At 68.8% G+C, this 24434-nt stretch carries 25 protein-coding genes and 1 pseudogene; 13 read left to right on the forward strand and 13 right to left on the reverse strand.

Annotated elements, in window-relative coordinates; all coding sequences use genetic code 11:
* The first annotated feature begins 795 nt into the window (after nt 1–795).
* The 8 genes and pseudogenes from rpmH (at nt 796) to V9K99_RS04985 (ending at nt 7209) form a co-directional block, all read left to right on the forward strand.
* Complete coding sequence (gene rpmH, locus V9K99_RS04950; protein WP_130386492.1) at nt 796–933, forward strand: 50S ribosomal protein L34; 138 nt, start codon at nt 796–798, stop codon at nt 931–933.
* 25 nt (nt 934–958) lie between these two features.
* Nucleotides 959–1306 carry a ribonuclease P protein component gene (gene rnpA / locus V9K99_RS04955; protein ID WP_337000649.1) on the forward strand — a complete coding sequence of 116 codons (348 nt, stop codon included), beginning with the start codon at nt 959–961 and terminating at the stop codon, nt 1304–1306.
* 11 nt (nt 1307–1317) lie between these two features.
* Complete coding sequence (yidD, locus tag V9K99_RS04960) at nt 1318–1614, forward strand: membrane protein insertion efficiency factor YidD (RefSeq protein ID WP_337000647.1); 297 nt, start codon at nt 1318–1320, stop codon at nt 1612–1614.
* Between the two features lie 9 nt (nt 1615–1623).
* Nucleotides 1624–2598: pseudogene (gene yidC / locus V9K99_RS04965) on the forward strand (membrane protein insertase YidC); the annotation flags it as partial.
* 322 nt (nt 2599–2920) lie between these two features.
* The gene (locus V9K99_RS04970; protein ID WP_442914701.1) at nt 2921–3448 is read left to right on the forward strand and encodes a Jag family protein; all 528 of its coding nucleotides are present in this window, start codon (nt 2921–2923) and stop codon (nt 3446–3448) included.
* A gap of 93 nt (nt 3449–3541) precedes the next feature.
* Nucleotides 3542–4177 carry a 16S rRNA (guanine(527)-N(7))-methyltransferase RsmG gene (rsmG, locus tag V9K99_RS04975; protein ID WP_337000645.1) on the forward strand — a complete coding sequence of 212 codons (636 nt, stop codon included), beginning with the start codon at nt 3542–3544 and terminating at the stop codon, nt 4175–4177.
* An 833-nt stretch (nt 4178–5010) separates the two neighbouring features.
* Nucleotides 5011–5946, forward strand: a complete 936-nt coding sequence (locus tag V9K99_RS04980) for a ParA family protein (RefSeq protein ID WP_337000643.1) — start codon at nt 5011–5013, stop codon at nt 5944–5946.
* Nucleotides 5947–6252: 306 nt separating this feature from the next.
* Nucleotides 6253–7209 carry a ParB/RepB/Spo0J family partition protein gene (locus V9K99_RS04985; protein WP_337000641.1) on the forward strand — a complete coding sequence of 319 codons (957 nt, stop codon included), beginning with the start codon at nt 6253–6255 and terminating at the stop codon, nt 7207–7209.
* A 1133-nt stretch (nt 7210–8342) separates the two neighbouring features.
* Here the strand turns inward: V9K99_RS04985 and V9K99_RS04990 are convergent.
* The 6 genes from V9K99_RS04990 to V9K99_RS05015 form a co-directional block, all read right to left on the reverse strand.
* The gene (locus tag V9K99_RS04990) at nt 8343–8906 is read right to left on the reverse strand and encodes a HEAT repeat domain-containing protein (RefSeq protein ID WP_337000639.1); all 564 of its coding nucleotides are present in this window, start codon (nt 8904–8906) and stop codon (nt 8343–8345) included.
* 181 nt (nt 8907–9087) lie between these two features.
* Nucleotides 9088–9888, reverse strand: coding sequence for a class I SAM-dependent methyltransferase (locus V9K99_RS04995; protein ID WP_337000637.1), 801 nt, complete (start codon nt 9886–9888; stop codon nt 9088–9090).
* Nucleotides 9889–9947: 59 nt separating this feature from the next.
* Entirely contained in the window at nt 9948–10301 is a 354-nt protein-coding gene (locus V9K99_RS05000) for a DUF3817 domain-containing protein (RefSeq protein ID WP_337000635.1), read from the reverse strand.
* Nucleotides 10298–11248: an SURF1 family protein gene (locus V9K99_RS05005; RefSeq protein ID WP_337000633.1), complete on the reverse strand. Its 951-nt coding sequence runs from the start codon at nt 11246–11248 to the stop codon at nt 10298–10300. Before V9K99_RS05005 ends, V9K99_RS05000 begins: the two co-directional genes overlap by 4 nt.
* Nucleotides 11249–11255: 7 nt before the next feature.
* Nucleotides 11256–12203, reverse strand: coding sequence for a D-alanine--D-alanine ligase family protein (locus V9K99_RS05010; protein ID WP_337000631.1), 948 nt, complete (start codon nt 12201–12203; stop codon nt 11256–11258).
* A gap of 133 nt (nt 12204–12336) precedes the next feature.
* On the reverse strand, nt 12337–13647 hold the full coding sequence (locus V9K99_RS05015) for an aminotransferase-like domain-containing protein (RefSeq protein WP_337000629.1): 1311 nt from the start codon (nt 13645–13647) through the stop codon (nt 12337–12339).
* Nucleotides 13648–13842: 195 nt separating this feature from the next.
* Between V9K99_RS05015 and V9K99_RS05020 the strand changes: the two genes are divergently transcribed.
* The 4 genes from V9K99_RS05020 to V9K99_RS05035 all read left to right on the forward strand — a co-directional run bounded on the left by V9K99_RS05020 (nt 13843) and on the right by V9K99_RS05035 (nt 15867).
* Complete coding sequence (locus V9K99_RS05020) at nt 13843–14031, forward strand: hypothetical protein (protein WP_337000627.1); 189 nt, start codon at nt 13843–13845, stop codon at nt 14029–14031.
* Nucleotides 14032–14104: 73 nt separating this feature from the next.
* A complete protein-coding gene (locus tag V9K99_RS05025; RefSeq protein WP_337000625.1) occupies nt 14105–14761 on the forward strand; it encodes a GNAT family N-acetyltransferase in 657 nt (218 codons plus the stop codon).
* A gap of 5 nt (nt 14762–14766) precedes the next feature.
* Nucleotides 14767–15174 (forward strand): DUF2784 domain-containing protein, encoded by a 408-nt coding sequence (locus V9K99_RS05030; RefSeq protein WP_337000623.1) that lies wholly within the window; start codon nt 14767–14769, stop codon nt 15172–15174.
* Between the two features lie 30 nt (nt 15175–15204).
* Nucleotides 15205–15867: a permease prefix domain 1-containing protein gene (locus V9K99_RS05035; RefSeq protein ID WP_337000621.1), complete on the forward strand. Its 663-nt coding sequence runs from the start codon at nt 15205–15207 to the stop codon at nt 15865–15867.
* On the opposite strand, the gene V9K99_RS05040 is transcribed toward V9K99_RS05035, so the two are convergent.
* Nucleotides 15847–16173, reverse strand: coding sequence for a PadR family transcriptional regulator (locus V9K99_RS05040; RefSeq protein ID WP_337000619.1), 327 nt, complete (start codon nt 16171–16173; stop codon nt 15847–15849). The genes V9K99_RS05035 and V9K99_RS05040 overlap by 21 nt on opposite strands.
* 78 nt (nt 16174–16251) lie before the next feature.
* Between V9K99_RS05040 and V9K99_RS05045 the strand changes: the two genes are divergently transcribed.
* A complete protein-coding gene (locus V9K99_RS05045) occupies nt 16252–18387 on the forward strand; it encodes an MMPL family transporter (RefSeq protein ID WP_337000617.1) in 2136 nt (711 codons plus the stop codon).
* Nucleotides 18388–18429: 42 nt separating this feature from the next.
* Here V9K99_RS05045 and V9K99_RS05050 read toward each other — a convergent pair whose 3' ends face one another.
* The 6 genes from V9K99_RS05050 to V9K99_RS05075 form a co-directional block, all read right to left on the reverse strand.
* The gene (locus V9K99_RS05050) at nt 18430–19569 is read right to left on the reverse strand and encodes an N-acetylmuramoyl-L-alanine amidase (protein WP_337000615.1); all 1140 of its coding nucleotides are present in this window, start codon (nt 19567–19569) and stop codon (nt 18430–18432) included.
* Nucleotides 19570–19614: 45 nt separating this feature from the next.
* Nucleotides 19615–19932 carry a thioredoxin gene (gene trxA, locus V9K99_RS05055; RefSeq protein ID WP_442914708.1) on the reverse strand — a complete coding sequence of 106 codons (318 nt, stop codon included), beginning with the start codon at nt 19930–19932 and terminating at the stop codon, nt 19615–19617.
* Between the two features lie 41 nt (nt 19933–19973).
* A complete protein-coding gene (gene trxB, locus V9K99_RS05060) occupies nt 19974–20960 on the reverse strand; it encodes a thioredoxin-disulfide reductase (protein ID WP_337000611.1) in 987 nt (328 codons plus the stop codon).
* Nucleotides 20961–21070: 110 nt separating this feature from the next.
* Nucleotides 21071–21832 (reverse strand): anti-sigma factor family protein, encoded by a 762-nt coding sequence (locus V9K99_RS05065; protein WP_337000609.1) that lies wholly within the window; start codon nt 21830–21832, stop codon nt 21071–21073.
* A 123-nt stretch (nt 21833–21955) separates the two neighbouring features.
* On the reverse strand, nt 21956–22582 hold the full coding sequence (gene sigM / locus V9K99_RS05070; protein ID WP_337000607.1) for an RNA polymerase sigma factor SigM: 627 nt from the start codon (nt 22580–22582) through the stop codon (nt 21956–21958).
* A gap of 80 nt (nt 22583–22662) precedes the next feature.
* On the reverse strand, nt 22663–24324 hold the full coding sequence (locus tag V9K99_RS05075; RefSeq protein ID WP_337000605.1) for a protein kinase family protein: 1662 nt from the start codon (nt 24322–24324) through the stop codon (nt 22663–22665).
* Nucleotides 24325–24434 lie beyond the last annotated feature (110 nt).

Below are 24434 nucleotides of genomic sequence, written 5' to 3' on the forward strand. Positions count from 1 at the left end.
GAGGCGCGGCTGGTAGTCGAGCTCCTCCTCCTGAGCGGGGAGGTTCGGGGTGAAGCCGGCTGCTGGATCGGTCGGTGACACCGGACCTGCCTCGGGGGTGAGCCCCGGCCTGAACTCCACTCCGCCGTCAGCTGTGAAGCCAGCCCCTGTGTATTCCGCATTGGCGGAATGGTCCTCGACCACGCGTTGCTCCCCGAATCCATCGCTGCGGTGGCCGGCGCGTTCCGGTGACCCGGGCGGCGCGACCGTTAGACCCGACACCGCGCTGCGGCTACGTCGGGGTGTTGTCCGGCGCGGCGCGACTGCGTTTGTCCGCCGTCGGCCACCGTACTGTCCACACGGTTGTCCACAGTTGTGAACGACGGGTGGAGCAGGTTGGTTACCGATTGCGGGGTGTGGGACCTCTGGTGTGAGGGGCTGACGCTAACAAGTCCGCCCACGCTGCTTCAAGCCGTCATCCACAGGCTATGAACCCAAAATTGGGGGCAACCTGCGGCGTGTCGGGTAGACGTCGGAGCGTAGTCGTGTTGAGGGAGCAGGCGGTGACGACCACCTGACCGATCGTGTGCCGACTATTCTGTCCACAAGCCTGTGGAAAACCCTGGGGATGACTGGTTTGACCTGTCCACAGGCGGCCACGTACCGTGGATCAGTCGGTGTTGAGCCGGCCGTTTCGTGCTGCGCTCCCTGCGGGACCACAATCGGTTCTCCGACGGTGTGCAGGACCTGCACCATCGGCAGATCTATCAGTGGATTTGTCGACAATCGTGATCTCGAGTAACCGGAGTCATTCCAGTGAGCAAGCGGACGTTCCAGCCGAACAACCGTCGCCGGCACAAGAAGCACGGCTTCCGTCTTCGGATGCGCACCCGTGCGGGCCGCGCGATCATCGCCGCCCGCCGTGGCAAGGGTCGCCAGCGCCTCGCGGCCTGAGCGACTTCTCGACGGTGACCACCCCGTGTTACCTGCGTCGAACCGGTTGCGCCGGTCCGACGACTTCCGTCGCGCCGTCCGGTCCGGACGGCGGGCGGGCAGGCGCGCGGTGGTGGTCCATCTGTTCCGGCGGGACGAGGCCATGGCCGAGCCCGCTCGTGTCGGATTCGTGGTGAACAAGGCGGTGGGCAACGCGGTTCTGCGGAACCGGGTCCACCGCCGTCTGCGTGCTGTGATGGCTACGCGACTCCCTGATCTGCCGGCCGGCAGCCTGACCGTCGTCCGTGCCCTTCCGTCGTCCGCCTCGGCGTCGTACGACGAACTGGTCGCGGACGTGGACGGGGCGCTGAGCCGGGTGCTGGGGCCACGATGAGGTTCAATCCCGTGAAGAGCGGGATCATCGGTTTCCTGAAGCTCTACCGGACCTTCGTCAGCCCGATGTATGGGCAGGTGTGCAGGTTCTACCCGAGTTGTTCGGCGTACGCCCTGGAAGCGGTCCAACGCCACGGTGCGGTGCGCGGTAGCTGGCTGGCGGCGAGGAGACTCGCCCGCTGCCACCCGTGGAACCCCGGCGGCTACGACCCCGTTCCACCCAAAGATGTCCACCACTGCGGAGATTCGGTCTCCGCCAACCAGCCCGGACCGTCGGCCGACGCCGGGCCTGTGCAGCGAGGTGCTTGAGTGACTCTTCTGGCCATCCCCGGACTCGCGTTGTGGGACGGGATCGTAGACGTATTCAACGCGATCATGACGCCGCTGTACCACGCGGTGGCGGCGTTGCTGGTGGGGTGGCACTGGCTGCTGTCGCAGGTGCTGGACCCGAACGGCGGCTGGGCCTGGGCGCTGTCGATCGCCGGCCTGACCATCGTCATCCGGACCCTGCTGATCCCGCTGTTCGTGCGGCAGATCCGCTCCAGCCGGAACATGCAGCTGCTGCAGCCGAAGATGAAGGAGCTGCAGAAGAAGTACGGCCACGACCGGGAGAAGCTCGGTCAGGAAATGATGAAGCTGTACAAGGAGACGGGCACCAACCCGTTCTCCTCGTGCCTTCCGCTGCTGCTCCAGTCGCCGGTCTTCCTCGCCCTGTTCCGGGTGCTCGACGGCGCCTCGAAGGGCGAGAGCCACAGCAGCATCATCACCCCGCACGTCGAGTCGCTGCGGCACGCGGAGATCTTCGGCGCCCAGATCTCGCAGACCTTCCTGCGGGCCAGTGGCGACGGTGCGACGAACGTCAAGATCGTCGCGGTCGTGCTGATCATCCTGATGACGTCGACGATGTTCATCACGCAGCTCCAGCTGATGCGCAAGAACATGCCGAAGGAGGCCCTCGAGGGCCAGGCCGCGCAGATGCAGAAGATCATGCTGTACGTCTTCCCGATCTTCTTCCTCATCGGTGGCTTCAACTTCCCGATCGGTGTCCTCATCTACTGGTTCGTCTCGAACGTGTGGACGATGGGCCAGCAGTTCTACGTGATCCGCCGCAACCCGGCTCCCGGCACTCCGGCGTACGACGCCATGGAGGCCCGCAAGCGCGAGCACAACCTGCGCGCCGGCCGACCGGCCGAGGAGGGCCTGGCGGGCGCCGACGGTACGACGGAGACCGTCACGGACCGTCGTCCGGCGCAGCGGCAGCAGCCGAAGCGGCAGTCCCGGAGCAACCGCAAGGGCGGCGGCGCACAGCCCGCGGCGAGCGGTGGCGCGGCGGCGAGCTCGAGCGATGCGAATGCCGCGAGCAACGGTCAGGCGTCCTCGAACGCCAAGCCCGAAGCGGCCAAGAAGACTCAGGCCGGTGCTGCCAAGAAGCAGCCGGCCGGCAAGAAGGGTACGACGGCGAAGCGCCAGCCCGCGGCCAAGTCGGCCGCGCAGAAGAAGGCGGCGCAGAAGAAGTCCGGCGGTTCACGCTGACCGGTCGTTGCCGGTAACCCTGCCTGCTTGTGTACACCTGGGTCCCCGTGGGGCGGATCTCGAGATTGTGAAGGAGTTGGCCGTGACCGACGGCATGCAGAACACCGAGGCGGCGGAGCAGTCCGCCGTCAAGACGAGCACCGCGGACGAGCGGCTGAAGGCACTCGAGGCGGAGAGCGACATCGCGGCCGACTACCTCGAGGAGTTGCTGGACATCGCCGACCTGGACGGCGACATCGACATGGACATCGACGGCGACCGGGCGGCGGTCTCGATCGTCGGCGCGGAGCTGAACAACCTGGTCGGTGAGAACGGCAAGGTCCTCGAGGCGCTGCAGGAGCTGACCCGGCTGGCGGTGTACCGGGAGACCGGCGAGCGCTCCCGGCTGATGCTGGACGTGTCGAACTTCCGGGCGAACCGCAAGGCCGAGCTCGAAGAGGTCGGTCGCAAGGCCGTCGAGGACGTGAAGGCGACCGGCGAGCCGGTGCGCCTCGACCCGATGACGCCGTTCGAGCGGAAGGTCGTCCACGACGTCGTCGCGGCCGCCGGGCTGACCAGTGAGTCCGAGGGCGAGGAGCCCCGCCGTCGCGTCGTGGTCCAGCCCGCCTGATCCGATGACGACGCCACTCCCAGTGCGTTCCGCGCGAGAGCCCGCCGGACACGACTTGTGACCGAACCTGTTTCACGTGAAACGCCGCCGCTCGTGGAGAAGCTGTATCCACGGGCGGCGGTGCGGCTTGCGGCGTACGCCGAACTGCTCGCCACCGAGGGAACACTGCGCGGCCTGATCGGGCCGCGCGAGGTTCCCCGGCTGTGGGATCGGCATCTACTGAACTGCGCCGTCCTCGAGCGATTGATCCCGGAGGAGTCGACGGTCGCCGACATCGGCACCGGCGCCGGCCTGCCCGGGATCGTGCTCGCCCTGGTCCGTCCCGATCTCCAGGTGTCGCTCGTGGAGCCGTTGCTCCGGCGCACGACCTTTCTCGAGCAGGCGGTCGAAGAACTCGACCTCGGCAACGCCACCGTCGTCCGTTCCCGGGCCGAGGATCTTCCGCGGGGGTCGTACGACGTGGTGACTTCTCGGGCCGTTGCTCCCTTGGGCAAACTGGCCGGGTGGTGCCTGCCGTTGTGCGTCGAAGGGGGACTGATGCTGGCGATGAAGGGATCGTCCGCCGAGGAGGAACTGGACGCCTCCGAACGCGAACTCGAGTCTCTGGGGGCCGAGCTCTGGCACATTCATCAACTCGGTGTGGATGAACTGGCCCAGCCGACGACAGTCGTGAGTATTGTGGCCGGACGTGCTGCAGGGGGATCCCGGCACGGAAGACGCGGGAGGTGAGCGGGTTGGTGAGTCGTGCCCTCGGATGGCCAGAGAAGAGCACCGGTGAGCCGAAGACAGCGCAAGGCATCGGCTGGCCATCAGACCCCCAAACCGCCATCCGCCTAATCACCCCCGACCCCACCCCAGACACAACCCCCACCCCGTCCACTACCCCGACCCCACCGGCCGCTCCGGCCATCACCCCGGACCCGTCCGCAGGCCCGACGACCGCGCCCAGCAACTCCGCACCAGCCAGCGCTGCCATCGCTCCCGCGCCCGCCGCCCCCGCGTCGGCCGCCCCCGTGCCCGGCGCTTCGAGTCCCGCGCCGGCCGGCGCCTCCACGGCCGCAGCCCCGCCGCTCGCTGACCCCGCGTCTGCCCCGAGCGCCTCTGCACTCGCCGACCCCACGTCTGCCCCGAGCGAATCCTCGCTTGCGCGAGCCGGACTTGCGCCGAGCACCCCTGTTCAGCCGGCCGACGCCGATGCCGGCCAACTGTCCTCGCCGGGGAGCACCGGCTCAGATGCGGAGCCCTTGTCGGTCGACAGTTCTGCTCTTCGGGCGGCAGCGGCCAGCGGTTTGGACCTTGCCCCGCCCACCGACGTGGCACCTGTTTCACGTGAAACGGAGCAGCCGCGAGATGATGGTGGCCGAGCCGAATCGGCGAGCCTGGTGGACGCCGATGACGACTTCGACGAGTCTCCACGACCTGTGGATGACGACCCCCTGAAACTGCCCTCGCACACGGGAATTCGTCCACAGAGGCCTGTGGATGAAGCTGGGGGCAGACCCGCCCCGACCCCAACTGACATCCTCTTCGGGCCAAGTCCCGCACCTATCGGAATGGGCGCTATGACTGCCGCACAGATCGCCGCGCGGGCCACCTCGGATGAGCTTCAGCGACGACTTCTAGAGACTCCGATCGCCGCCGCCACCGAACGGACCCTGCTGGTGAATGAAGGACGCACGATGGGCCGTGAGTTCCCGCTGCCCGCTGAAACCCGAGTCTTCGTGGTCGCCAACCAGAAGGGTGGCGTCGGGAAGACGACAACAACCGTGAACGTCGCCGCCGGCCTCGCGCTGTACGGTGCCCGGATCTTGGTCATCGACCTCGACCCGCAGGGCAACGCGTCGACCGCCCTCGGCATCGACCACTCGGAGGGCACCCCGGGTGTCTACGAGGCGATCATCGAGGGCGAGTCGCTGAGCAAGCTGCTCCAGCCGTGCGCCGAGCACCCGGGCATCCAGGTTGTCCCGGCGACCATCGACCTGGCCGGCGCCGAGATCGAACTGGTCAGCATCGTGGCCAGGGAGAGCCGGCTGAAGCGATCCCTCGATGCACACCTGGCCGAGACCGAAGCGGCGGGCGAGAAGTACGACTACGTCTTCATCGACTGCCCGCCGTCTTTGGGCCTCCTCACCGTCAACGCACTGACCGCGGCCCGCGAGGTGCTCGTCCCGATCCAGAGCGAGTACTACGCCCTCGAGGGCCTGTCTCAGTTGCTCCGCCACATCGACATGGTGAAGTCGCACCTGAACCCCGGGCTCGACGTCTCCACGATCCTCCTCACCATGTACGACGCCCGCACCAAGCTCGCCGGTGAGGTCGCGGCCGAGGTCCGTGGTCACTTCCGGGACGCCGTACTGCGGACCGCCGTACCGCGCTCGGTGCGCATCTCCGAGGCTCCGAGCCATGGGCAGACGGTGCTCGCGTACGACCCGGCATCCGCTGGAGCTCTCTCCTACTTGGAGGCCTCCCGTGAGATTGCCATGCGCAACAACGCCTGATCAGAACCGACCGCGCGCCGGCCGAGAACCTCTCGGCCGGCGCGTTGTCTGTCCGGCTCGTGGATGTGTGCCGGTGGTCGTCGTACCCGAATGTGTGTGGACCTTGTTTCACGTGAAACGGGGCGTACGTCGAAGTGCTGGGCCGGACCAGTTACGGTTGCTCAGGCAGCTAGTGCCGTCGAGGCAGCGTGGTCGCGTTTCACGTGAAACGGGCGGCGTGGTCGGACGGCGGTGCGGGTAGGTGGATCGGCGGTACGAGCACTACGTGGAAGAACTTCAGCAGGTTGTCGAACTCGAGGGAGCGCGATGAACACCCGACTCGGACGTGGACTTGGTGCGCTGATTCCCAGCACGCCCGCTCCCGGTAGCACTACGACGCTCGGCAGCAAGTCCAGTTCGATTCCCGGTGCACCGCCGGTCGCGAAGCTGGAGCCCGAGCTGGCCGCCGTACCGGGGGCGTCGTTCGCGGAGATCGACGTCGACAAGATCACCCCGAACCCGAAGCAGCCGCGCACCGTCTTCGACGAGGAGGCGATGGAGGAGCTGATCCACTCGGTGAAGGAGATCGGCTTGCTGCAGCCGATCGTCGTCCGCCGGCTGGAGCAGGACAAGTACGAGCTGGTGATGGGCGAGCGGCGTTGGCGCGCGACCCAGCAGGCCGGGCTGACCACGATCCCGGCGATCGTCCGCGACACCTCGGACGACGTGATGCTGCGGGACGCGCTGCTGGAGAACTTGCACCGCAGCCAGCTGAACCCGCTCGAAGAGGCGGCCGCGTACCAGCAGATGCTCGACGACTTCGGCTGCACCCAGGAAGTCCTCGCCACCCGTATCGGCCGGTCGCGTCCGCAGATCTCGAACACGCTCCGGCTGCTGAAGCTGCCGGCCTCGGTTCAGCGCCGGGTCGCCGCTGGCGTTCTGTCGGCGGGGCATGCTCGCGCGCTTCTGGGCTTGCCAAGTGGTGACGCGATCGAACGCCTCGCCCAGCGGATCGTCGCCGAGGGACTCTCTGTCCGCACCGTCGAAGAGATCGTCGCCTTGGGCGACATGAACGGCGACGACCCGACCCCACAGCGCCGCCGCAACAAGCCGGTCGCCCCGCGCCTGGTCGACCTGGCCGACCGCCTCTCCGACCGCTTCGAAACCCGAGTCAAGGTCGACCTAGGCAAGACCAAGGGCAAGATCACCGTCGAGTTCGCCTCCCTCGACGACCTCGAACGAATCGTCACCCTCATGGACCCCAACCGCACAGACCAGCAGTAGCCCCCACCGTCGGCGAGCGCCGACCCGAGGGAACCCGCACGGGCGGGAAAGCGCGGGCCGCGGGAAGTCACGGGACCGGGAAACGGGTCGCGGGAACGGGCCGCGGGGAACGGGCCGGGCGGGAACCGGCCCGGCGGGGAACCGCGCGGAGGCAAGGTGCGCGACGGGCAAGGCGCCTCCCGGCGGGGGACGTGCGCGAGGCGGGGGAACGGCGCGCGATGGGGATATGTGCGGGGATCTGCACGGGGCGCGAGAGCTATGCCGGGCACGGGGAGTTGAGCGGGGGCGCGGGGGTTTAGCGGGCGCGGCAATCGTGGGCCCCTCAGCCGAGCGGGGATGGCGGGCTGCGGGGAAGTGCGCGGCGGGGGAAGTGCGCGGGGAAACTAGCGCTAGGGAGGCGTGCGGCGGGGAACGCGCCCGCTGCGCAGAAGCGCGCCTGGGGATGTTCGGCGGGGACGGCGCGGCCGGGCAGGCGCCTTCGGCGGGGAACTGCGCGAGGCGGGATGTGCGCGGCGCGATGTGCGAGGCGGGATGTGCACCCGGGGTGTGTGCGGCGGGGAGCTGTGCGCTGGGGACGGCGCCGCTGCGGGAAGTGCGCGGGGCCATGTGCGGTGCGGGGCGCGAGTTGTTCGGTGGGAGCTGGGCGCCGCGCGGCAAATGCGGCCCTCAGCTGAGCGGGGATGGCCGACGGCGGGGACGAGTGCGCCCCGCTGTGCGGGGGTGCGGCGGGGAAGCGTGCGGCGGGAAGCGCCCGCAGCGGGGAAGTGTGCGGGGGAACTGCGCCGGGCGTGGGAGTTGAGCGGGACGCGGCGAGTCGAGCGGCTGCGGCAATTGCGAGCTCCGAGCCGAGCGGGGATGGTGCCGCGCGAGGCGGGGAAGTGCACGGGGCGGGGAAGTGCGCGGCGGGGACGAGTGCGCCCGCTGCGCGGGGGTACGCCGGGGGAAGCGTGCGGCGGGAAGCGCCCGCAGCGGGGAAGTTTGGGGGGAACTGCGCCGGCACATGCGAGTTGTGCCGGGCGCGGGGAGTTGAATGGGCCTGGGAATTGCGGCCCTCAGTTGAGGGGCTCCGTCACGGAGTATGTCGCGCGGCTTCGCGGGCGGCCGGAAGAGACGTGACCGGCCGGCGCTGTGGGTCAGTGGGTTGTGGGTAGGGCTTCGAGTAGGTGTTGGGCGTTGTGGCGGATGTCGGCGGCTGGGTCGGAGTTGCGGAGTTCGCGGACTAGATCGATGAGCGCGGGATGGGGGAAGTAGGCGGTGGCGATGAGTACGGACTGGCGGACTTCCGCGTCGGGGTGGTTTGCCACGGTCCGGAACGCGTCGGCTACCACCTGGGCGTCCTGGTCGGTTGCTGATAGGGCGGCGGCGTAGATGGCGGGGAGTAGGTCGTCGCGGGTGGTGGCGGTGGATAGTTCGGCCAGGGCCTCGGTGGTTGACCAGAGGTTGCAGTCTTTGCGGATGTGGTGGGCGACTTCGGTGCTGCCGGGGCCGCGGACGGTGAGGTAGCGCATGCCGATCGGGACGTCGTCGACCTGATGGATCTCGGTCTCGCCGTCGAGGGTCAACCAGCCGTCGACGAACGCACCGCCCTCGGGAAGGCGGTGCTGGCGCAGAACCCAGCCACGCCGCATCGACACGAAGTCGACGTCGTCCGAGGTGAAGGTGCTCTTGAGTACGAGTCGTTCGACGAATTCCGTCACTGGGCGGCCGCTCCTCACGTAGGTCCGCGGAACCGTTGCAGGGCCCGGGTTCCACCTCGCTCAGAATCGCGCTCACAGAGGAATTTCGGGGTCCCGACGCCGGCCAGCTTGGCGGCCCCAAGGTCTCCGCGTCTGCCGGCCCTCTGGCTGACCGGTCGGCGGAATATGTCGACAAAACGACTTAGTGACTTGCGGTGGATGTTTCATGTGAAACATCGGGCTTGGTGGCCTTGATGACGTAGATCGCGGGAAGGTGCGCGGCGGAGCTCAGGCCGGGGTAGAGGTCGGGTTCGGGAGCCTCGAAGAAGGTGTCCAGGTGCAGGCCGACGTTGAGGAGCGACATGACGACATCGCTGGCCGGCCAGACGAAACTGGAGAACTCGGGAGCGGCCGGGTTGTCGCGGGCGCCGGTCGGGAGCTTGGCGTTGTCGATGTCGGTGCGCGGCGTCGTACGGCTGAAGTAGTTGCCGTGGACGGAGAGATGGTCGCTGCCGCGTACGGCGAGGACTTCCCAGACGGGGTGGTGTTCGGCGAGAAGGACGGAGCCGCCGGGGCGGAGGCGGTCGGCCAGGATGCCGGCGAAGACGATCAGGTCGGGGACCCAGCAGATGGCGCCCCAACTGCAGTAGATGAGATCGAAGCCGGTGAGGTCCGCCGGGAGGTCGAAGATGTCGGCGTGCCGGAAGTCCACCGCGATGCCGGCACCCAGGGACTTGTCGCGGGCGAGGTCGATGGCGACCTCGGAGATGTCGATGCCGGTGACGTCGGCGCCGAGTGCGGCCCAGGACAAGGCCTCATCGCCGACGGAGCACGCCAACTGGAGGATGCGTTTGCCGGTGACGTCTCCGGCAAGTCGTACCTCGAAGTCCTCCAGGGTGGTGCCGCCGGATTCGAAGAAGCTCGGGGGCCGGCCAGGGCGGGCGGGCATGATCTGGTTCCAGCTCGTCCGGTTCGCCTGGGTGTAGCGGCGCAGAGAAGTCACCCGACGAAAGCTAGGTGACCAAGCGGGGGCGACCCAACCGGATATTCAGGCGGAGGACGTCAGCGCCGGGTGAGTTCGTGGGTGGTCTTGCGCTCGGCGTAGAAGGACAGGAACGGGATGGTGCCGGCCAGAGCCATCAGGACGAGGCGGGGGAAGGACCAGCGGACCCGGCGGAAGAGGTCGAAGGTGGCGAGGAGGTACACCACGTAGAGGAAGCCGTGCAGCGGGCCGATGACGTCCATGGCGCTCGGGTCCTCGGCGAGGTACTTCAGCGGCATCGCCACGAAGAGCAGGAGCAGCAGCATGACTCCGACGATGTACGCGATCACGCGGTAGCGGGTGAGGGCGCCGCGGACGGCCGGGGTGATCGGCTGCGGGGTGGCGGACGTGGCGGGGTCGGCTGGTGAAGTCACGCTGAAACGGTACCGCTTGACTCCACAGGCTCCTCGGCCTGGTCAGCAAGCGCACCAGAGTCGGAGTCCGGGTCAGCGTCCGAGGGCGGTTCGCCGTCGGAGCGGCGGGCGTCCAGGACCATGCGGGCCCACATCCAGAGGGTGAAGGCGGCAAAGATCCACCACTGGAAGGCATAGGCAACGTTGCGCAGCCCGGCGTGATCGGTCGGGGGAGCAGGCGCTGGTACGACGGCCGGCGCCGGCTGGAGCGTCGTACCGGAGTCGATGGATGCGAGTACGACGAAGGCGTCGTAGATCCGGTAGTCGACCATGTGCACGATCGTCGGGATCCGGAGCGACTGCAGGACCCGGCCGTTCGCGGCATCGCCGGACGCGTCCTGTGCCTCCGAGGCGGCGACGGCTCCACTCAGCTGCACCGGGCCGGATGGCGCACGGACAGCCGGATCCGAAACCGAGGAAACCCAGCCACGAACCACCATCACGGCACCAGGGCTAGGAGACCCGGTGCCGGACTCGGTCGGGGTCGCGCTGGACGGAGACGGGGTGGAGCCGGGCGTGGACGGAGTGGAGCCGGGGGTGGACGGGGTCGAGCGAGGTGAGTTCGTGGTGTCCAGCATGACCGGGGTTACGACCCAGAAGCCGTCCCGGTCTCCCTGGCGGCGGTCGGTGATGAAGAGCTGGTCGGCGGCCGGACCCCAAGTACCGCTGACCTTCACCCGTCGCCCGACCGCCTTCGACGGCAGACCCTCGTCGATCGAGAACAACGACTGCAACGCGACCGGAGCGCCCTCAGCCCGCTTGGCCGTCGCGGCCGCTGTCTTGGACTGGTACACCTCCAGCTGCCACACGCCCATCACCGACATCACCGCGGCGATCGCCAGCGCCAGCACCAGCAGCCCCAACCACCGAGGCGTCAGCACGATCCGCCACAAGGGCCGCTCCGACATCAGGACCTCAACGAGCCGCAGCGGCAGCCAGCAAGTCGCGGCACAGCACACCCAGCTCGATACCGGCGGCCTCGGCGGCCAGCGGCACCAGCGACGTCTCCGTCATCCCCGGAGCCACGTTCACCTCCAGGAACCACGGCACGCCGGACGCATCCACGACCAGGTCCGACCGCGACAGGTCTCGCAGCCCCAGCGCCTCGTGCGCCGTCACAGCCGCCTTCGCGCAGGCCTCAGCCACGTCGGCACCCACTCGAGCCGGTACGACGAACTGCGTCGCGCCAGCCGTATACCGCGCCTCGTAGTCGTAGAACCCGGAGTCCGGCCGGATCTCCACAGCAGGCAACGCCCGCGGTCCGTCGCCGGTGTCCACAACGGTCACCGCGACCTCGGTCCCGTCGATGTACTGCTCGATCAGCGCGACCGGCCCGTAGGCGTAGCAGTTCACCATCGCCGACGGCAGCTCGTCCGCCGACCGCACGATCGAGGCGCCCAGAGCCGAACCGCCGCGAGCAGGCTTCACCACCAGCGGCAGGCCGATCTGATGGATCACCGCCTCCATCAGCGCCGTGGCGCCGAGCTCGCGGAACGTGTCGTGCCCGAGGACCACCGACGCAGGCGTGTTCAGGCCCGCGGATCCGACCATCGTCGACGCGACCGGCTTGTCGAAGGCTGTCCGGCAGGCTGCCGCGTCGGCTCCGACGTACGGGACGCCGTACAGGTCGAGGACCTGGCGCAGTGCGCCGTCCTCACCGGTGACGCCGTGCAGGACGGGGAAGACCGCGTCGGGCGGATCATCGCGGAGCCGTTCGACCAGGTTCGCGTCGACGTCGCGCTGCTCGACTTCCACGCCGACACTGCGCAGGGCGTCGGCGACTCGCCGGCCGGACCGGAGCGAGACGTCCCGCTCGTGTGACAGTCCACCGGCTAGTACCAGCACTCGACCCAGATCACTCATCACAAATATCCCGATCACTCGTGGGCGACTCCGGCTCGGTCGCCGGTCCCGAGGCCCACAGGAACGGTACCGCTACCGAATCAGGGACCCCCGTCCGCCCGCAGATCCATTGCGCAACCTTTGCGCTGGGGACTCAGCTCAGCTCCGGCCCAGGAGCGTCGTAATCGCGTCCCGGACCCGGTGTCAGCGGCCCGAACGTCTGCCGCAGCTCGAGCTCCTCGTTGATCACCGCGGCCAGCCGGCCCACTCCCTCGATGATCCGCGAGGGGGTCGGATGACAGTACGACAGCCGCATGCACTGAGAGCCGAAACCGTCCGCGAAGAAGGCGGTCCCGGGCACGTAGGCCACCCTGGCGGTCACCGCTCGCGGCAGCATCGCCTTCGCGTCCAGCCCGTCCGGCAGGGTGAGCCAGACATAGAACCCGCCGCCCGGCCTGGTCCAGGTCGTTGCCGCAGGCATCTTTTCGGTCAGCGCCGCCAGCATCGCGTCGCGGCGCTCCCGGTACATCTCCCGGAACTGCTTCACCTGCCCGAGCCAGTCGTGCCGGCTCAGGTACGACGAGATCGCCAGCTGACTGAACACCGGGGGACACAAAGTGGCCGATTCCTGTGCCAGCACAAGCTTTTCCCGGACGGCGTGCGGCGCGACCGCCCAGCCGACCCGGAACCCCGGCGCGAACGTCTTCGAGAACGAGCCGAGGTAGATCACGCCTTCGCGATCGTCGGCCCGCAACGCGCGGTACGGATCGCCGTCGAACCCGAGCAGCCCATACGGGTTGTCCTCCAGCACCAGCAGATCGGCGCGCTGACAGATCTCCAGCACCCGCTGCCGCCGCTCGTTCGACAGCGAGACACCGGCCGGGTTGTGGAAGTTCGGAATCGTGTAGAAGAACTTGATCCGCTTCCCGGCCGCACGGACCGAGGCGATCGCCTGCTCCAGCGCCTCTGGTACGACGCCGTCGTCGTCCATCGCGACGTGGACGACCTCGCACTGGTACGCGCGGAACACTCCGAGTGCACCGACGTACGACGGCGCCTCGCAGATCACCACATCGCCCGGGTCGCAGAACACCCGGGTGACCAGGTCCACCGCCTGCTGACTGCCGACCGTGACGACCACGTCGTCCGGATGGGCGTCGATCCCCTCGAGCCGCATCACGTCGCAGATCTGGTCCCGCAACGTGGGGTCACCCTGGCCGGAGCCGTACTGCATCGCGGTCGGGCCGTTGTCGATCACCAGGTCCCGGACCGCGCTGCCGACCACGTCCAGCGGCAGGCCGCCGATGTTCGGCATCCCGCCCGCGAGCGAGACCACCTCGGGCCGGCTGGCGACGGCGAACAGGGCGCGGATCTCGGATGCGGTCATGCCCTTGGTCCGTGCTGCGTACCGGTCGACATAGTTGTCGAGACGGGTCTGCCGGACATCGGGCAGGTCAGCACTCACGGAGCCACTCCAACAGGTGATCGAGGGGGAAGTCACCAGGTTACGACCTCCAACCCAAGCGTGCCTGGGCTGTGGATCGGCGCAACCTCTCACTACCATGCCTTATAGGGGCAGGTTCGACCATGCCGTGATCTGGCTGCTGAGACGGCCGGCGGCAGGGTGCGACCTGAGAGGTGGATGCGGAAGGCGGATCGGATGAGCGTGGGCAAGGCAGCCGGCTGGACGCTCGGCGGACTGCTGCTGGGCGTGCTGGCCGGGTTCGCCGGCGAGCTGTTCCGGCGGCAACCAGCCGCGAAGGTGCAGCAGCGGTACGTCGCCCCGGAGGCGGCGGAGACCCCGGACGCGCGGAAGCCGGCACCGGCGCCCGCACCGGCGGCACGATGAGCGACCCGACGATACGCAGGGCGACACTCACCGTGACGAAGATAACAATCCGTACCCGAGATACCGAACGCTGATGGCTCGACGGCTGGAACCGCTCACGCTCGCCAACCTCGACGAGCTCCCGGTGCCGTGCCGTGATTGTGTGTTCTGGGAGCTGGATCCGGTCGCCGCCAAGCAGGCCGTCCGCACCGGTGACACCGGCCTGGAGAAGGAAGCCTGGTTGTCCCAGCTGCTGCTCGACTGGGGCAGTGCCGGTGTCGTCCTGTACGTCGACGACGAGCCGGCCGGGTTCGCGGTGTACGCCCCGGCGGCGTACCTGCCCCGGATCCAGGCGTTCCCGACCGCTCCGGTCAGCCCGGATGCCGTCGTACTGGCGACCGGGCGGATCCTGCCGCGCTACCTGGGGCTCGGGCTGGGCAAGATCCTCGTCCAGGCGGTCGCCAAGGATGTGCTGAAGCGCGGATTCCGGGCGGTCGAGGCGTTCGGCGACTCACGCTGGGACGGGCCGGGGTGTGTCTGGCCGACGGAGTTCCTCCGGGCGGTCGGGTTCGGGGTCGTCCGCGATCATCCGCGGAACCCGCGGCTACGGCTGGATCTGCGGTCCGCGGTCACCTGGCGCAGTGAGATGGAGGCGGCGGTCGAGCGCCTGATGGGCGCGATCCGGCCCGAGCACACCCCACCGGCACCGGTCACCGTCCGGGACGCCCTCACTCGCACACCGACAGGCTGACGACGATGATCTGGCGCTTCCTGGGCGACGTGATGATGATCCTGCACGGCGCCTTCCTGTTGTTCTTCGTGATCGGCGGGTTCCTGGCCTGGAAGTGGCCCAAGCTGATCTGGGTGCATCTCGGCATCGTGGTCTGGAATCTGGCCATCGTGATCATCGACTACGACTGCCCGCTGACCGGTTCGGAGAAGTACTTCCGGGAACATGGTGGCGAGAGCGTCTACGAGGGCGGATACATCAACCACTACCTCGACGGCCGGCTTTGGCCGGAGGGCGCGACCCCGACCGCGGAGAAGGTCGGCTTCGTGCTGGTGATCATCGGGTACGTCGGTTTCTTCGTACTGCGGCACCGACGCCGAAAGGCCGCCGCTGAGGGCGAGGTCAGGGGAGACTCAGTGGGACCCCGGACGTGATCTGCGCCGTCCGTCCCCATACTGGTAGGCGTGTCCAGCCGTGGAAGCACCCTCACGCCGCTCGACGACTACCTGACCGGTCTGAGTCGCGCACTGCCCGGCCCGCGCCGGCGTAAGGCCGACCTGCTCGCCGAGGCGCGCGACCACCTGGTCGACGCCACCGAGGCCTTCGAGGCCGACGGTCTGGATCGGGACAACGCCGAACGGGAGGCAGTCGCCGACTTCGGTGCACTCGACGAGGTCGTCCCCGGCTATCGCGCCGAGCTCGCGGTCAGCCAAAGCCGTCGTACGGCGATGCTGCTCTTCCTGGTGCTGATCATCCAGCCGATCGTCTGGCAGGAAGGCGCCTGGAGTTGGAACCAGGACCCGGTCGGGGAGAGCGCGCTCAACGACTTCCTCCAGACCCTGGTCCGCACCATCGGCATGGTCGCGATCGCCGGTGCGGTGCTGGCAGTGATCGCCACCGGCATCGGGATGCGCTACCCGATCATCCGGGACTACCTGAGCCGCACCACCGCACTGTTCGCGATCGCGGCTTCCACGATCGTCAGTGCGATCGGCGTCGGGATGGCGGCGACCAGCACCCATCCGGTCGCACCGCTCGACTACGCGGTGGTCGGCGGCTTCGTCGTACTGCCGCTGTTCGTCGTGGGACTTCAGGCCGGCCGGTGCCTACGCCTGGCCCGGGCGTAGCACCCCTTCCACCACAGCCCGGAAGGTCAGCCACTCCTGCTTGCCTGAGGCAAGCATCTTCGTACCGGCCGCGGTGAGCTGATAGGTACGGCGTTTCCGCCCGCCGACCGTGCTCCATTCGCTGGCCAGATAACCCGCGCGCTCGAGCCGCCGCAGCGCCGGGTACAGCGTCCCGGTCGGCAGGTCCAACTCGCCGCCGCTGCGCTCCAGCAACGCCTCCATGATCGCGTAGCCGTGCAGCGGTTCCTGCTCGACGACGGCCAGGATCATCGGGTCGAGGTGTCCTCGCAGCGCATCCGCCTTCATGTAGCCAGTCTACTCATATACGTGTTAATGTCGAGAGGCAACATGTAGCGAATCTACTTATCAGAGGAGGCGCAAGCCATGACCGTGGACACTCCAGTACGACGACCGCCCGGGAAGGAGGGTGGACGACCTGGGCTGCTGCACCGGGTGTCCGGCTGGTCGATGCGGCACGCGGCCCTCGCCCTGGTGCTCTGGGTGGTCGCCCTCGTCGCCGTCACCGCGGCATCCACCCTGATCGGCGACAACTACCGCAACGACACCTCGCTCCCCGGCACCGACTCCCAGCGGGTCACCGACGTCTTCCGCGAGCACCAGCCGCAGGGTGACACCGCATCCGTCCAGATCGTGCTGCACGCGGACGGCGGTCTCCCGCCGGAGAAGCAGCGGATCGCCTCGATGCTGGCCGCGGTCGGGGACCTCCCGCACGTCGCCTCGGTGGCCGACCCCTCGTTCTCACAAGACGGGCGTACGGCGTACTCCACCGTCAGCCTGGACACCACTGTCGACGACATGCCGGTCGAGGATGTCCGCACGATCATCCACAAGGCACAGGACTTCGCCCAGCCCGGACTGCAGGTCGAGGTCGGCGGCGATCTGGCCCGGTCGGCGGCCGAGAGCGAGGGCGGTGCGGCCGAAGGGGCCGGCATCCTGGCCGCGCTGGTGATCCTGGTTTTCCTGTTCGGATCGTTGCTCGCGGCAACTCTTCCGCTGCTGACCGCGGTGTTCGCCGTGGGCAGCACGCTCGGCCTGCTGGTACTGGCCTCGCACTTGTTCACCGTTCCCGACTACACGGCGCCGGTGATGATGCTGGTCGGTCTCGGTGTCGGCATCGACTATGCGTTGCTGATCTTCTCCCGCTACCGCCACGAGTTGCTGAAGGACGGCACCGACCGAGCGACCGCGTCGACGGTCGCCCTCGACACCGCCGGCCGCTCAGTCATGTTCGCCGGCTGCACCGTGGTGATCGCGCTGCTCGGTCTGCTCGCACTCGGACTTGGTGCCCTGCAAGGTGTCGCGCTTGGCGTCACGTTGACCGTGCTCATGACGATGTTGGCTGCGGTGAGCCTGCTCCCCGCTCTGCTCACGTTGTTCGGCAAGCGGATCGAGAAGAGTGTCCGCAAGCACGCCGCGAAGAAGCGCCGTACGCCCGGGGATGGCTGGCGGAAACTGGCGGCTGTGGTGCAGCGTGGGCCGTGGGTGCCGCTGGTGCTGGGGACGGTCGCGCTGATCGCGCTGTCGTTGCCGGCGCTGGACATGCGGCTCGGATTCGCGGATGCGGGGACGGACGACCCGGCGAAGACCAGCCGGAAGGCGTACGACCTGCTGGCACAGGGATTCGGGCCGGGCTTCAACGGGCCGTTGGTGGTCGTGTCCGAAGGTGACGCGGCCGCGGCGCAGGCACTCAGCCAGACACTGCAAGCGGATCCGAACATCGCCGCGGTCACACCGCCGCAGCTGACGCCTGACGGCAAGATCGCCACGGTGCTGGCGTTTCCGAAGTCGGCGCCACAAGACGCGGCGACCAGCGAGCTCGTGGAACGGCTGCGCGACGACGCGCTGCCGGCGCTCGAGTCGCGGACCAAGGCGAACTATCTCGTCGGTGGCGCGACTGCAGCGGCCGACGACTTCGCCTCCGCGGTCAGCAATCGGCTGCCGATCTTCGTCCTGGTCGTGGTCGGGTTGTCGGCGTTGCTGCTGATGGCGGTATTCCGGTCGATCCTGATCCCGCTGAAGGCGGCGGTGCTCAACCTGCTCAGCATCGGCGCTTCGCTCGGCGTCATCACGCTGGTCTTCCAGCAGGGCTGGTTCGGCGCGCAGCCCGGTCCGATCGAGGCGTTCGTCCCGGTGATGATCTTCGCGATCGTCTTCGGACTGTCGATGGACTACGAGGTGTTCCTGGTGTCCCGGATCCATGAGGAATGGCGTCGTACCAACGATGCTCGGGAAGCCGTCCGGGAGGGGCTGGCGAACACGGGCAGTGTGATCACCGCGGCGGCCGCGATCATGATCGTGGTGTTCGGCGCGTTCCTGCTCAGCCCGGACCGGATGTTGAAGCAGTTCGGCCTCGGCCTGGCCACCGCCGTACTGCTGGATGCCGTGCTGATCCGCTGCGTGATCGTGCCGGCCGTGATGCGCCTCTTCGGCGACCGCGCCTGGTGGCTGCCACGCGGACTCGACCGGATCCTGCCGAAGATCGCCCTCGAGAAGGAGTAAAAGCGGACGCGCGGGTCCTGTCAGGCAGGACCCGCGCGTCTGTCAGACCGTCAGTTGGCCGAAGCGGAGCATGCCGGTGGCGGCGTCCTGCTCCGGCGGGAGGTAGACACGCTGGATCGCGACCACGATCGCCTCGGCGACCACGTCGCGGAACGCCGGGTCGGCCAGCCGGGCCGAGTCGTGCGGGTTGGTCACGTAGCCGATCTCCAGCCGGACCGCGGGCATCTTGGTCCGCCGCAGCAGATCCCAGGTCTTGGCGTGCGTCCGGCAGTTCAGCAGGTCGGTCCGCGCCACGATCTCACGCTGCACCAACCCGGCGAACTGCTCGCCGACGCTGGACGAGGCGCCGTGCAGATCGTTGCCGTAGAAGTACGTCGCGACCCCCTGCGCCTCCGGGTTCATCGACCCGTCGGTGTGCAGCGACACACACAGGTTCGCGTCCGTCTCGTTCGCGAACGCGGCCCGGGCCAGCTCGTCCGGCCCCTGATCGCGCCCTCGCGACAGATACGCCCGTACGCCGGTCGCACCCAACCGACCCTCGATCCGGGCGGCCAGGTCGTACGCGATGTCGGACTCGCGCAGCCCGAAGCCTTCCCAGCCGTAGTCGAAGCCGCCGTGGCCCGGGTCGATGACCACGGTCTTGCCGGACAGTCGCGGACCAGCGGCCCGGACCGCCTCGGAGGCGCGCAACGCGTCCGGCCGTCCGCCGGTCGCCATCGGCTTGATCCGCTGCAGTGCCTTGAAGGTGGACGGGCCGCACGTGCCGTCGGCCGGCAGGCCCATGTTCCGCTGGAACTCGGTCACCGCGCGCTGGGTGTCCGGACCGAAGATGCCGTCGATCCGGGCCACCGCGAAGCCGAGCTCCTGCAGCTTCGCCTGCAGCGCGAGGACGTCGTCACCGGTGAGCGGGTGCGAGACGACGTACGTCAGCAGCCGGTCGCCCAGCCGCCAGCGCGCGTCGTCGATCGCCCGGTACGTCTGCGGGCCGACGATCCCGTCGATCATCAACCCGCGTTGCTGCTGGAACCCCCGGACAGCGTGCGCGGTCGCTTCGTCGTAGACGTCGTGACCGCCGGCCAGCAGGCCGAGCCGTTGGAGTTTGCCGATGATCTCGGCGACTGCCTCACCGGTGTCGCCGATCCGGTACACGCCGTGCGGGCCGCTGAACGGGGTGCCAGCCATCAAACTGCTCCTTGCCGTGTGGCGGACGGATGGTCCAAGCCTCAGTCAGGAGGTGAAGTCTGCCAACTCCTTGAGGAGCGCCGCCTTCGGCTTCGCGCCGACGATGGACTTGGCCAGTTCACCATTCACGTAGACGTTGATGGTAGGGATACCGGTGACCCGGTAGTTGCTCGGGGTGACCGGGTTCTCGTCCACGTTCATCTTGAGGAAGGTGAGCTTGTCGCCGTGGTCCTGGTTCAGCTCCTCCAGGATCGGGGAGACCTGGCGGCACGGCCCGCACCACTCGGCCCAGAAGTCCACCAGCACCGGCTTGTCGCTCTTCAGCACGGTCTGGTCGAACTCGGCGTCGGTGACGGCCTTCATCTTCTCGCCCACGGGCGTATCTCCTTCAGTGATTGTCAGGTTCAGACGGTGACGGGCTCGGTGGCCGCGGCGGCAGCCGCGGTCGCCTCGTGTTCCAGGGTGGCCAGGAAGCGCTCGGCGTCCAGGGCGGCCGCACAGCCGGTGCCGGCGGCGGTGATCGCCTGCCGGTAGGTGTGGTCCACCAGGTCGCCGGCGGCGAAGACGCCGGGCAGGTTGGTCTCGGTGCTGCCCTCGCGGACCAGGACGTAGCCCTCCTCGTCCAGGCGCACCTGACCCTTCACCAGCTCCGACCGCGGGTCGTGCCCGATCGCGATGAACAGGCCGGTCACCGGCAGCTCCCGGGTCTCACCGGTGACGGTGTCCCGCAGGGTGATGCCGGTCAGCTTGTCCTGGCCGTGGATCTCGGCGACCTCGGAGTTCCAGGCGAACTCGATCTTGTCGTTCGCGAACGCGCGGTCGGCCATGATCTTGGAGGCGCGCAGCTCCTCGCGGCGGTGCACCAGGGTGACCTTCTTCGCGAACCGGGTCAGGAAGGTGGCCTCCTCGACGGCCGAGTCACCGCCGCCGACGACCGCGATCTCCTGCTCACGGAAGAAGAAGCCGTCACAGGTCGCACACCAGGAGACGCCGTGGCCGGACATCCGGTCCTCGTCCGGCAAGCCGAGCTTGCGGTAGCCGGAGCCCATCGCCAGGATCACGGTCTTGGCCCGGTGCTCGGTGCCCGCGGAGTCGGTGACGGTCTTGATCTCGCCGGTCAGGTCGACCGCGACGATGTCGTCCGGCACCAGCTCGGCGCCGAAGCGCTCGGCCTGGTTCCGCATCTCGTCCATCAGCGCCGGCCCCATGATGCCGTCGGCGAAACCAGGGAAGTTCTCCACCTCGGTGGTGTTCATCAGCGCGCCGCCGGCGGTGACCGAGCCCTCGAACACGAGCGGCTCGAGCCGGGCACGTGCGGCGTACACGGCGGCGGTGTAACCGGCCGGGCCGGAGCCGACGATGATGACGTTGCGGACTGCGGAGTCGCTCATGCAGGCGTTCCTCGTGTCGTCGAGACTGGTGGTACGTCGTACTCAACGGATCCTAGAGGCCGACCATTCCCACGGTACCCACCGCCGGGCCATGACTATGCAGCGGCGTCTCAGCGATTGCGCAGGGTGATGTTCGTGTCGTAGAACGGGGAGGCTACGCCGCCGTCGCTACATCCGGTGACGACGAAGAGCTGGATGTCCCGGGGCGAACCGCCCTGCAGCCCGATCAGGGTCGCCCGCTTGCCGTCGACCTTGACCGGCTGGACCAGCTGGACGCGCGGATTCGGGCGGCCGGAGGCGAAGGTGCGGGCGCAGGAGATCTCCGCGGCCGAGCCGTTCAGCAACGGGTCGTTGGTGCTCTCCAGCCATCGCTGCGCGTCCGGGCCGACGTCCCGCGCGGACATCGACGGTACGCCGGTCGGCAGCGTGGTGGGACCGGGGAGTCCGGCTGAGGTGCTGGGGCCTTGGTCCCTGGTGGCGAACACCACACCGACGCCGATCCCCGCGATCACCACGACCGCCGCGGCGGCGCTGAGCAGCTTCGGGATGTGCCGGTGCGGCTCCTCGCGGATCTGGACCAGCGAGTGCACCCCAACGGTCGACGCACGCAGTACTGACTCCGACACGATGACCTGGTCGAGGTGCTCGGCGATGTCGGCCGGCATCGGGATGTCCGCCCGGCCCTCCTCGGCGAGATCCTCGGACAACTGGGTGAGCGCGTCGAACGTCTGCTGACACTCGGGGCACGCCTTCACGTGTTCACGAGCGCGATGCGCCTCGGTTGCGGGCAGCAGATTCTCGATCAGGTCGGCGATCGTGTCCGTGTCCAGGTGCTCGAGGTGCTCGCTGGTCGGCAGACCGGAATCGGTCATCGGGAACTCGCCCCCTCGCGGGAGGTGCCCGGAATCGGGCGCAGAGTGATCATCGGAGTACTCCGGGTCGAGGCATGAACGTCGGGTCGCAGGTAGGCGACTTCGCTTCGACGGGGTACCCGATCATTCGGTTCCCACCGCTTCCGCAGCGGTTTTCGCCGGTACGTCGGACTCCTCGGAGCCACCGCGGGTCGTCTGCCAGTGCCGGAGCAACGGCAGCAGCCGGGCCCGGCCCCGGGCGCAGCGGGACTTCACCGTGCCCGGTGCGCAGCCCAGGATGGCGGCCGCTTCCTCGATCGAGTAGCCCTCCATGTCGACCAGGACGAGTGCGCTGCGCTGGTCCTCGTTGATCTGCTTGAGCGCGTTCAGCACGTCCAGCCGGCGCTCGCGGACCTCGGCTGGGTCGTCCTCGGACGGGCCGGCCAGCTCGGCGGCGCGGTCCTCGTCCTCCGGCAGCGGGTCGGCGGCGCGGACCTGGCGGCGGCGGATCCGATCCAGACATGCGTTCACCACGATCCGGTGCAGCCAGGTGGTCACCTTGGCGTCACCGCGGAACGAGTCGGCCCGGCGGAACGCCGAGATGAACGCCTCCTGCAGCGCGTCGGCGGCCTCCTCCGGCTCACCCAGGGTCCGGATCGCGACCGCCCACATCCGGTCCCGGTGCCGCCGGACCAGGATCCCGAACGTGTCCGGGTTGCCGGCCACGTGCAGCCGAAGCAGCTCGTGGTCGTCCATCTGGTCGTAGCTCACCGGCCCAGCATGCTCCTCATGCTGAGCTACGGGCTGGACTGGGGGCTCTGCCGCGCCGATCCGGGTGATATCCGACGAGGTCATTTCTGGATCGCGACCTCCGCGATCTCGCCGCGGTACTTGCTGCTGTCCTTTTCCTTCGGTAGCTCGGTCAGCCAGACCAGGACGTACTGCGTCCGGGCCGGCTGTGACGGTGTCAGCGTCGCCGCCCCTTCGGGCTGGTTCTCCTCCGTCGCGACCGCGGTCCAGCCGCTCACGGTGCCTGGCGACTTGGTCGTGTCGCCCTTCGGGATCAGGATTTGCAGGCTGGTGCCATCACCCTTGAGCGTGACCGTCACCTTGGAGACGGCCGTCGGCGTCCCGAGGTCATAGATGATGCCGACGCCGGGCTTCTGGCCGCCGAGGTTCGGCCGGCTGTACGACTGGGTCGTCCAGGTCGTACCCACCTTGCCGTCGTAGGTGTTGGGCACGTCTTCCGGGCGCTCGCTCCCGCTACCTTCCGGCTTCGGGTCGAAATCCTTGGCGCTGACGATCTTGGCCGGTCCGCCGCTGGCCGACGGCGTCGTACTGGTCTGCGGCGTGGTCTTGTCGCCGCCGGCGCCGTCGCCGCCCTGGTCGTTGTTCATCGCGCCCTTGAGCAGGAACTGGGCCATCGCGATCACCGACAGCAGCGCGAGGACGGCGAGCAGGATCAGGATCCGGCCGCCCCACGAACCCTTCGGCTTCGGCTCGTCGGGCCGGCGGCGGTGGCCGTTGCCGTTGTTGCCGTAGCCGTTCGGCGGCGCCTGGCGGCGGACCGGACGAGTCTCGGCCGGGGCGGAGTACGCCGAGTGCTGCTCCTGCCCGTTGGACTGGTACGCCGGGGGCGTCGGGTCCAGCGCGGGTGGAGTCGGCGGGACGACCTGGGTGGCGTCGTCGATGCTGCCGTTCTGCCGGGCGATCGCGACGGTCTCGTCCATCTGGCTCGGCGGCTCGTGCGAGCTGCCGACGACCCCGGACAGGGCGGCGGACAGGCCGGCGGCGCTCGTGATCGGCGGCGCATGGTGCCGCGGCGGGTTGCTGAGCAGCCGGTCGCTGATGTCGTCCAGCGAGCGCGGTACGCCGGCGCGCACCTGGCGCGGGCTCAGCAGCCGGCCGTGCTCCACCGGAGCGGGCTGGAGACCCCACGCCGGGGCAGGCCCCGGCCAACGGCCGGTAAGAGAGGCATAGAGGAGCTCACCGAGCGCACGGACGTCGTGCTCGGGCGAACCCGGGCCGGTCGAGCGCAGGGCCGCCTCGGTGGCGAGGCCGACGACCTTGATCGCTCCGGCGTCGGTGACCACGACGGTGGCCGGGCTGATGGAGCCGTGGGCGTGGCCGGTGCGGTGCAGGTTCTCCAGCGCCTCCGACACCTCGCGGGCCAGCCAGCCGGCCTGCTGACCGGTGAGCGGGCCGCTACTGAGCATCCGCTCGAGCGGGCGGCCGCCGGCCCACTCGCGGACGCAGTAGGTGACGCCGTCGTGCATGTCGCAGTCGAGCACACGGAGGAAGCGCGGGTCGGCCGCCGCCGCGGCCCGCCGGGCGGCGTCGAAGAGCAGGTTGGTCCGCGGGTCGCCGACCGGCAGGACATCCACGACGACGGCCCGGCTGAGTACCTCGTCCACTGCCCGCCACACCCGCGCACCGTCGATCTCCGCGAGTAACTCGGCGATCCGGTAGCGGCCGGCAAGCAGGGCACCAGGACTGACGGTCTGGTTCGACACGGTGTCTCTCGCCCTCCTCGATGCACTGGTCGGCCTGCGTCTGTCGCTCCGGACCCGTCGGCGGGGATCCGGTCGCGATCAGCTGGCGGCCCGATCGCAGCCCCCATGCT

It is taken from the genome of Kribbella sp. CCNWLW201, assembly GCF_037203805.1.
Classification (GTDB): Bacteria; Actinomycetota; Actinomycetes; order Propionibacteriales; family Kribbellaceae; genus Kribbella.

Bases quoted from the DNA above. Each gene is read 5' to 3' on its own strand.
- V9K99_RS05025 (WP_337000625.1), top strand. From the start codon at position 14,105: ATGGCTCGACGGCTGGAACCGCTCACGCTCGCCAACCTCGACGAGCTC.
- V9K99_RS05050 (WP_337000615.1), bottom strand. From the start codon at position 19,569: ATGGCTGGCACCCCGTTCAGCGGCCCGCACGGCGTGTACCGGATCGGC.
- V9K99_RS05045 (WP_337000617.1), top strand. From the start codon at position 16,252: ATGACCGTGGACACTCCAGTACGACGACCGCCCGGGAAGGAGGGTGGA.
- V9K99_RS05010 (WP_337000631.1), bottom strand. From the start codon at position 12,203: ATGAGTGATCTGGGTCGAGTGCTGGTACTAGCCGGTGGACTGTCACAC.
- V9K99_RS04985 (WP_337000641.1), top strand. From the start codon at position 6,253: ATGAACACCCGACTCGGACGTGGACTTGGTGCGCTGATTCCCAGCACG.
- V9K99_RS04980 (WP_337000643.1), top strand. From the start codon at position 5,011: ATGACTGCCGCACAGATCGCCGCGCGGGCCACCTCGGATGAGCTTCAG.
- trxA (WP_442914708.1), bottom strand. From the start codon at position 19,932: ATGAAGGCCGTCACCGACGCCGAGTTCGACCAGACCGTGCTGAAGAGC.
- V9K99_RS05040 (WP_337000619.1), bottom strand. From the start codon at position 16,173: ATGAAGGCGGATGCGCTGCGAGGACACCTCGACCCGATGATCCTGGCC.
- trxB (WP_337000611.1), bottom strand. From the start codon at position 20,960: ATGAGCGACTCCGCAGTCCGCAACGTCATCATCGTCGGCTCCGGCCCG.
- V9K99_RS05005 (WP_337000633.1), bottom strand. From the start codon at position 11,248: ATGTCGGAGCGGCCCTTGTGGCGGATCGTGCTGACGCCTCGGTGGTTG.
- V9K99_RS05065 (WP_337000609.1), bottom strand. From the start codon at position 21,832: ATGACCGATTCCGGTCTGCCGACCAGCGAGCACCTCGAGCACCTGGAC.
- V9K99_RS05030 (WP_337000623.1), top strand. From the start codon at position 14,767: ATGATCTGGCGCTTCCTGGGCGACGTGATGATGATCCTGCACGGCGCC.
- V9K99_RS05020 (WP_337000627.1), top strand. From the start codon at position 13,843: ATGAGCGTGGGCAAGGCAGCCGGCTGGACGCTCGGCGGACTGCTGCTG.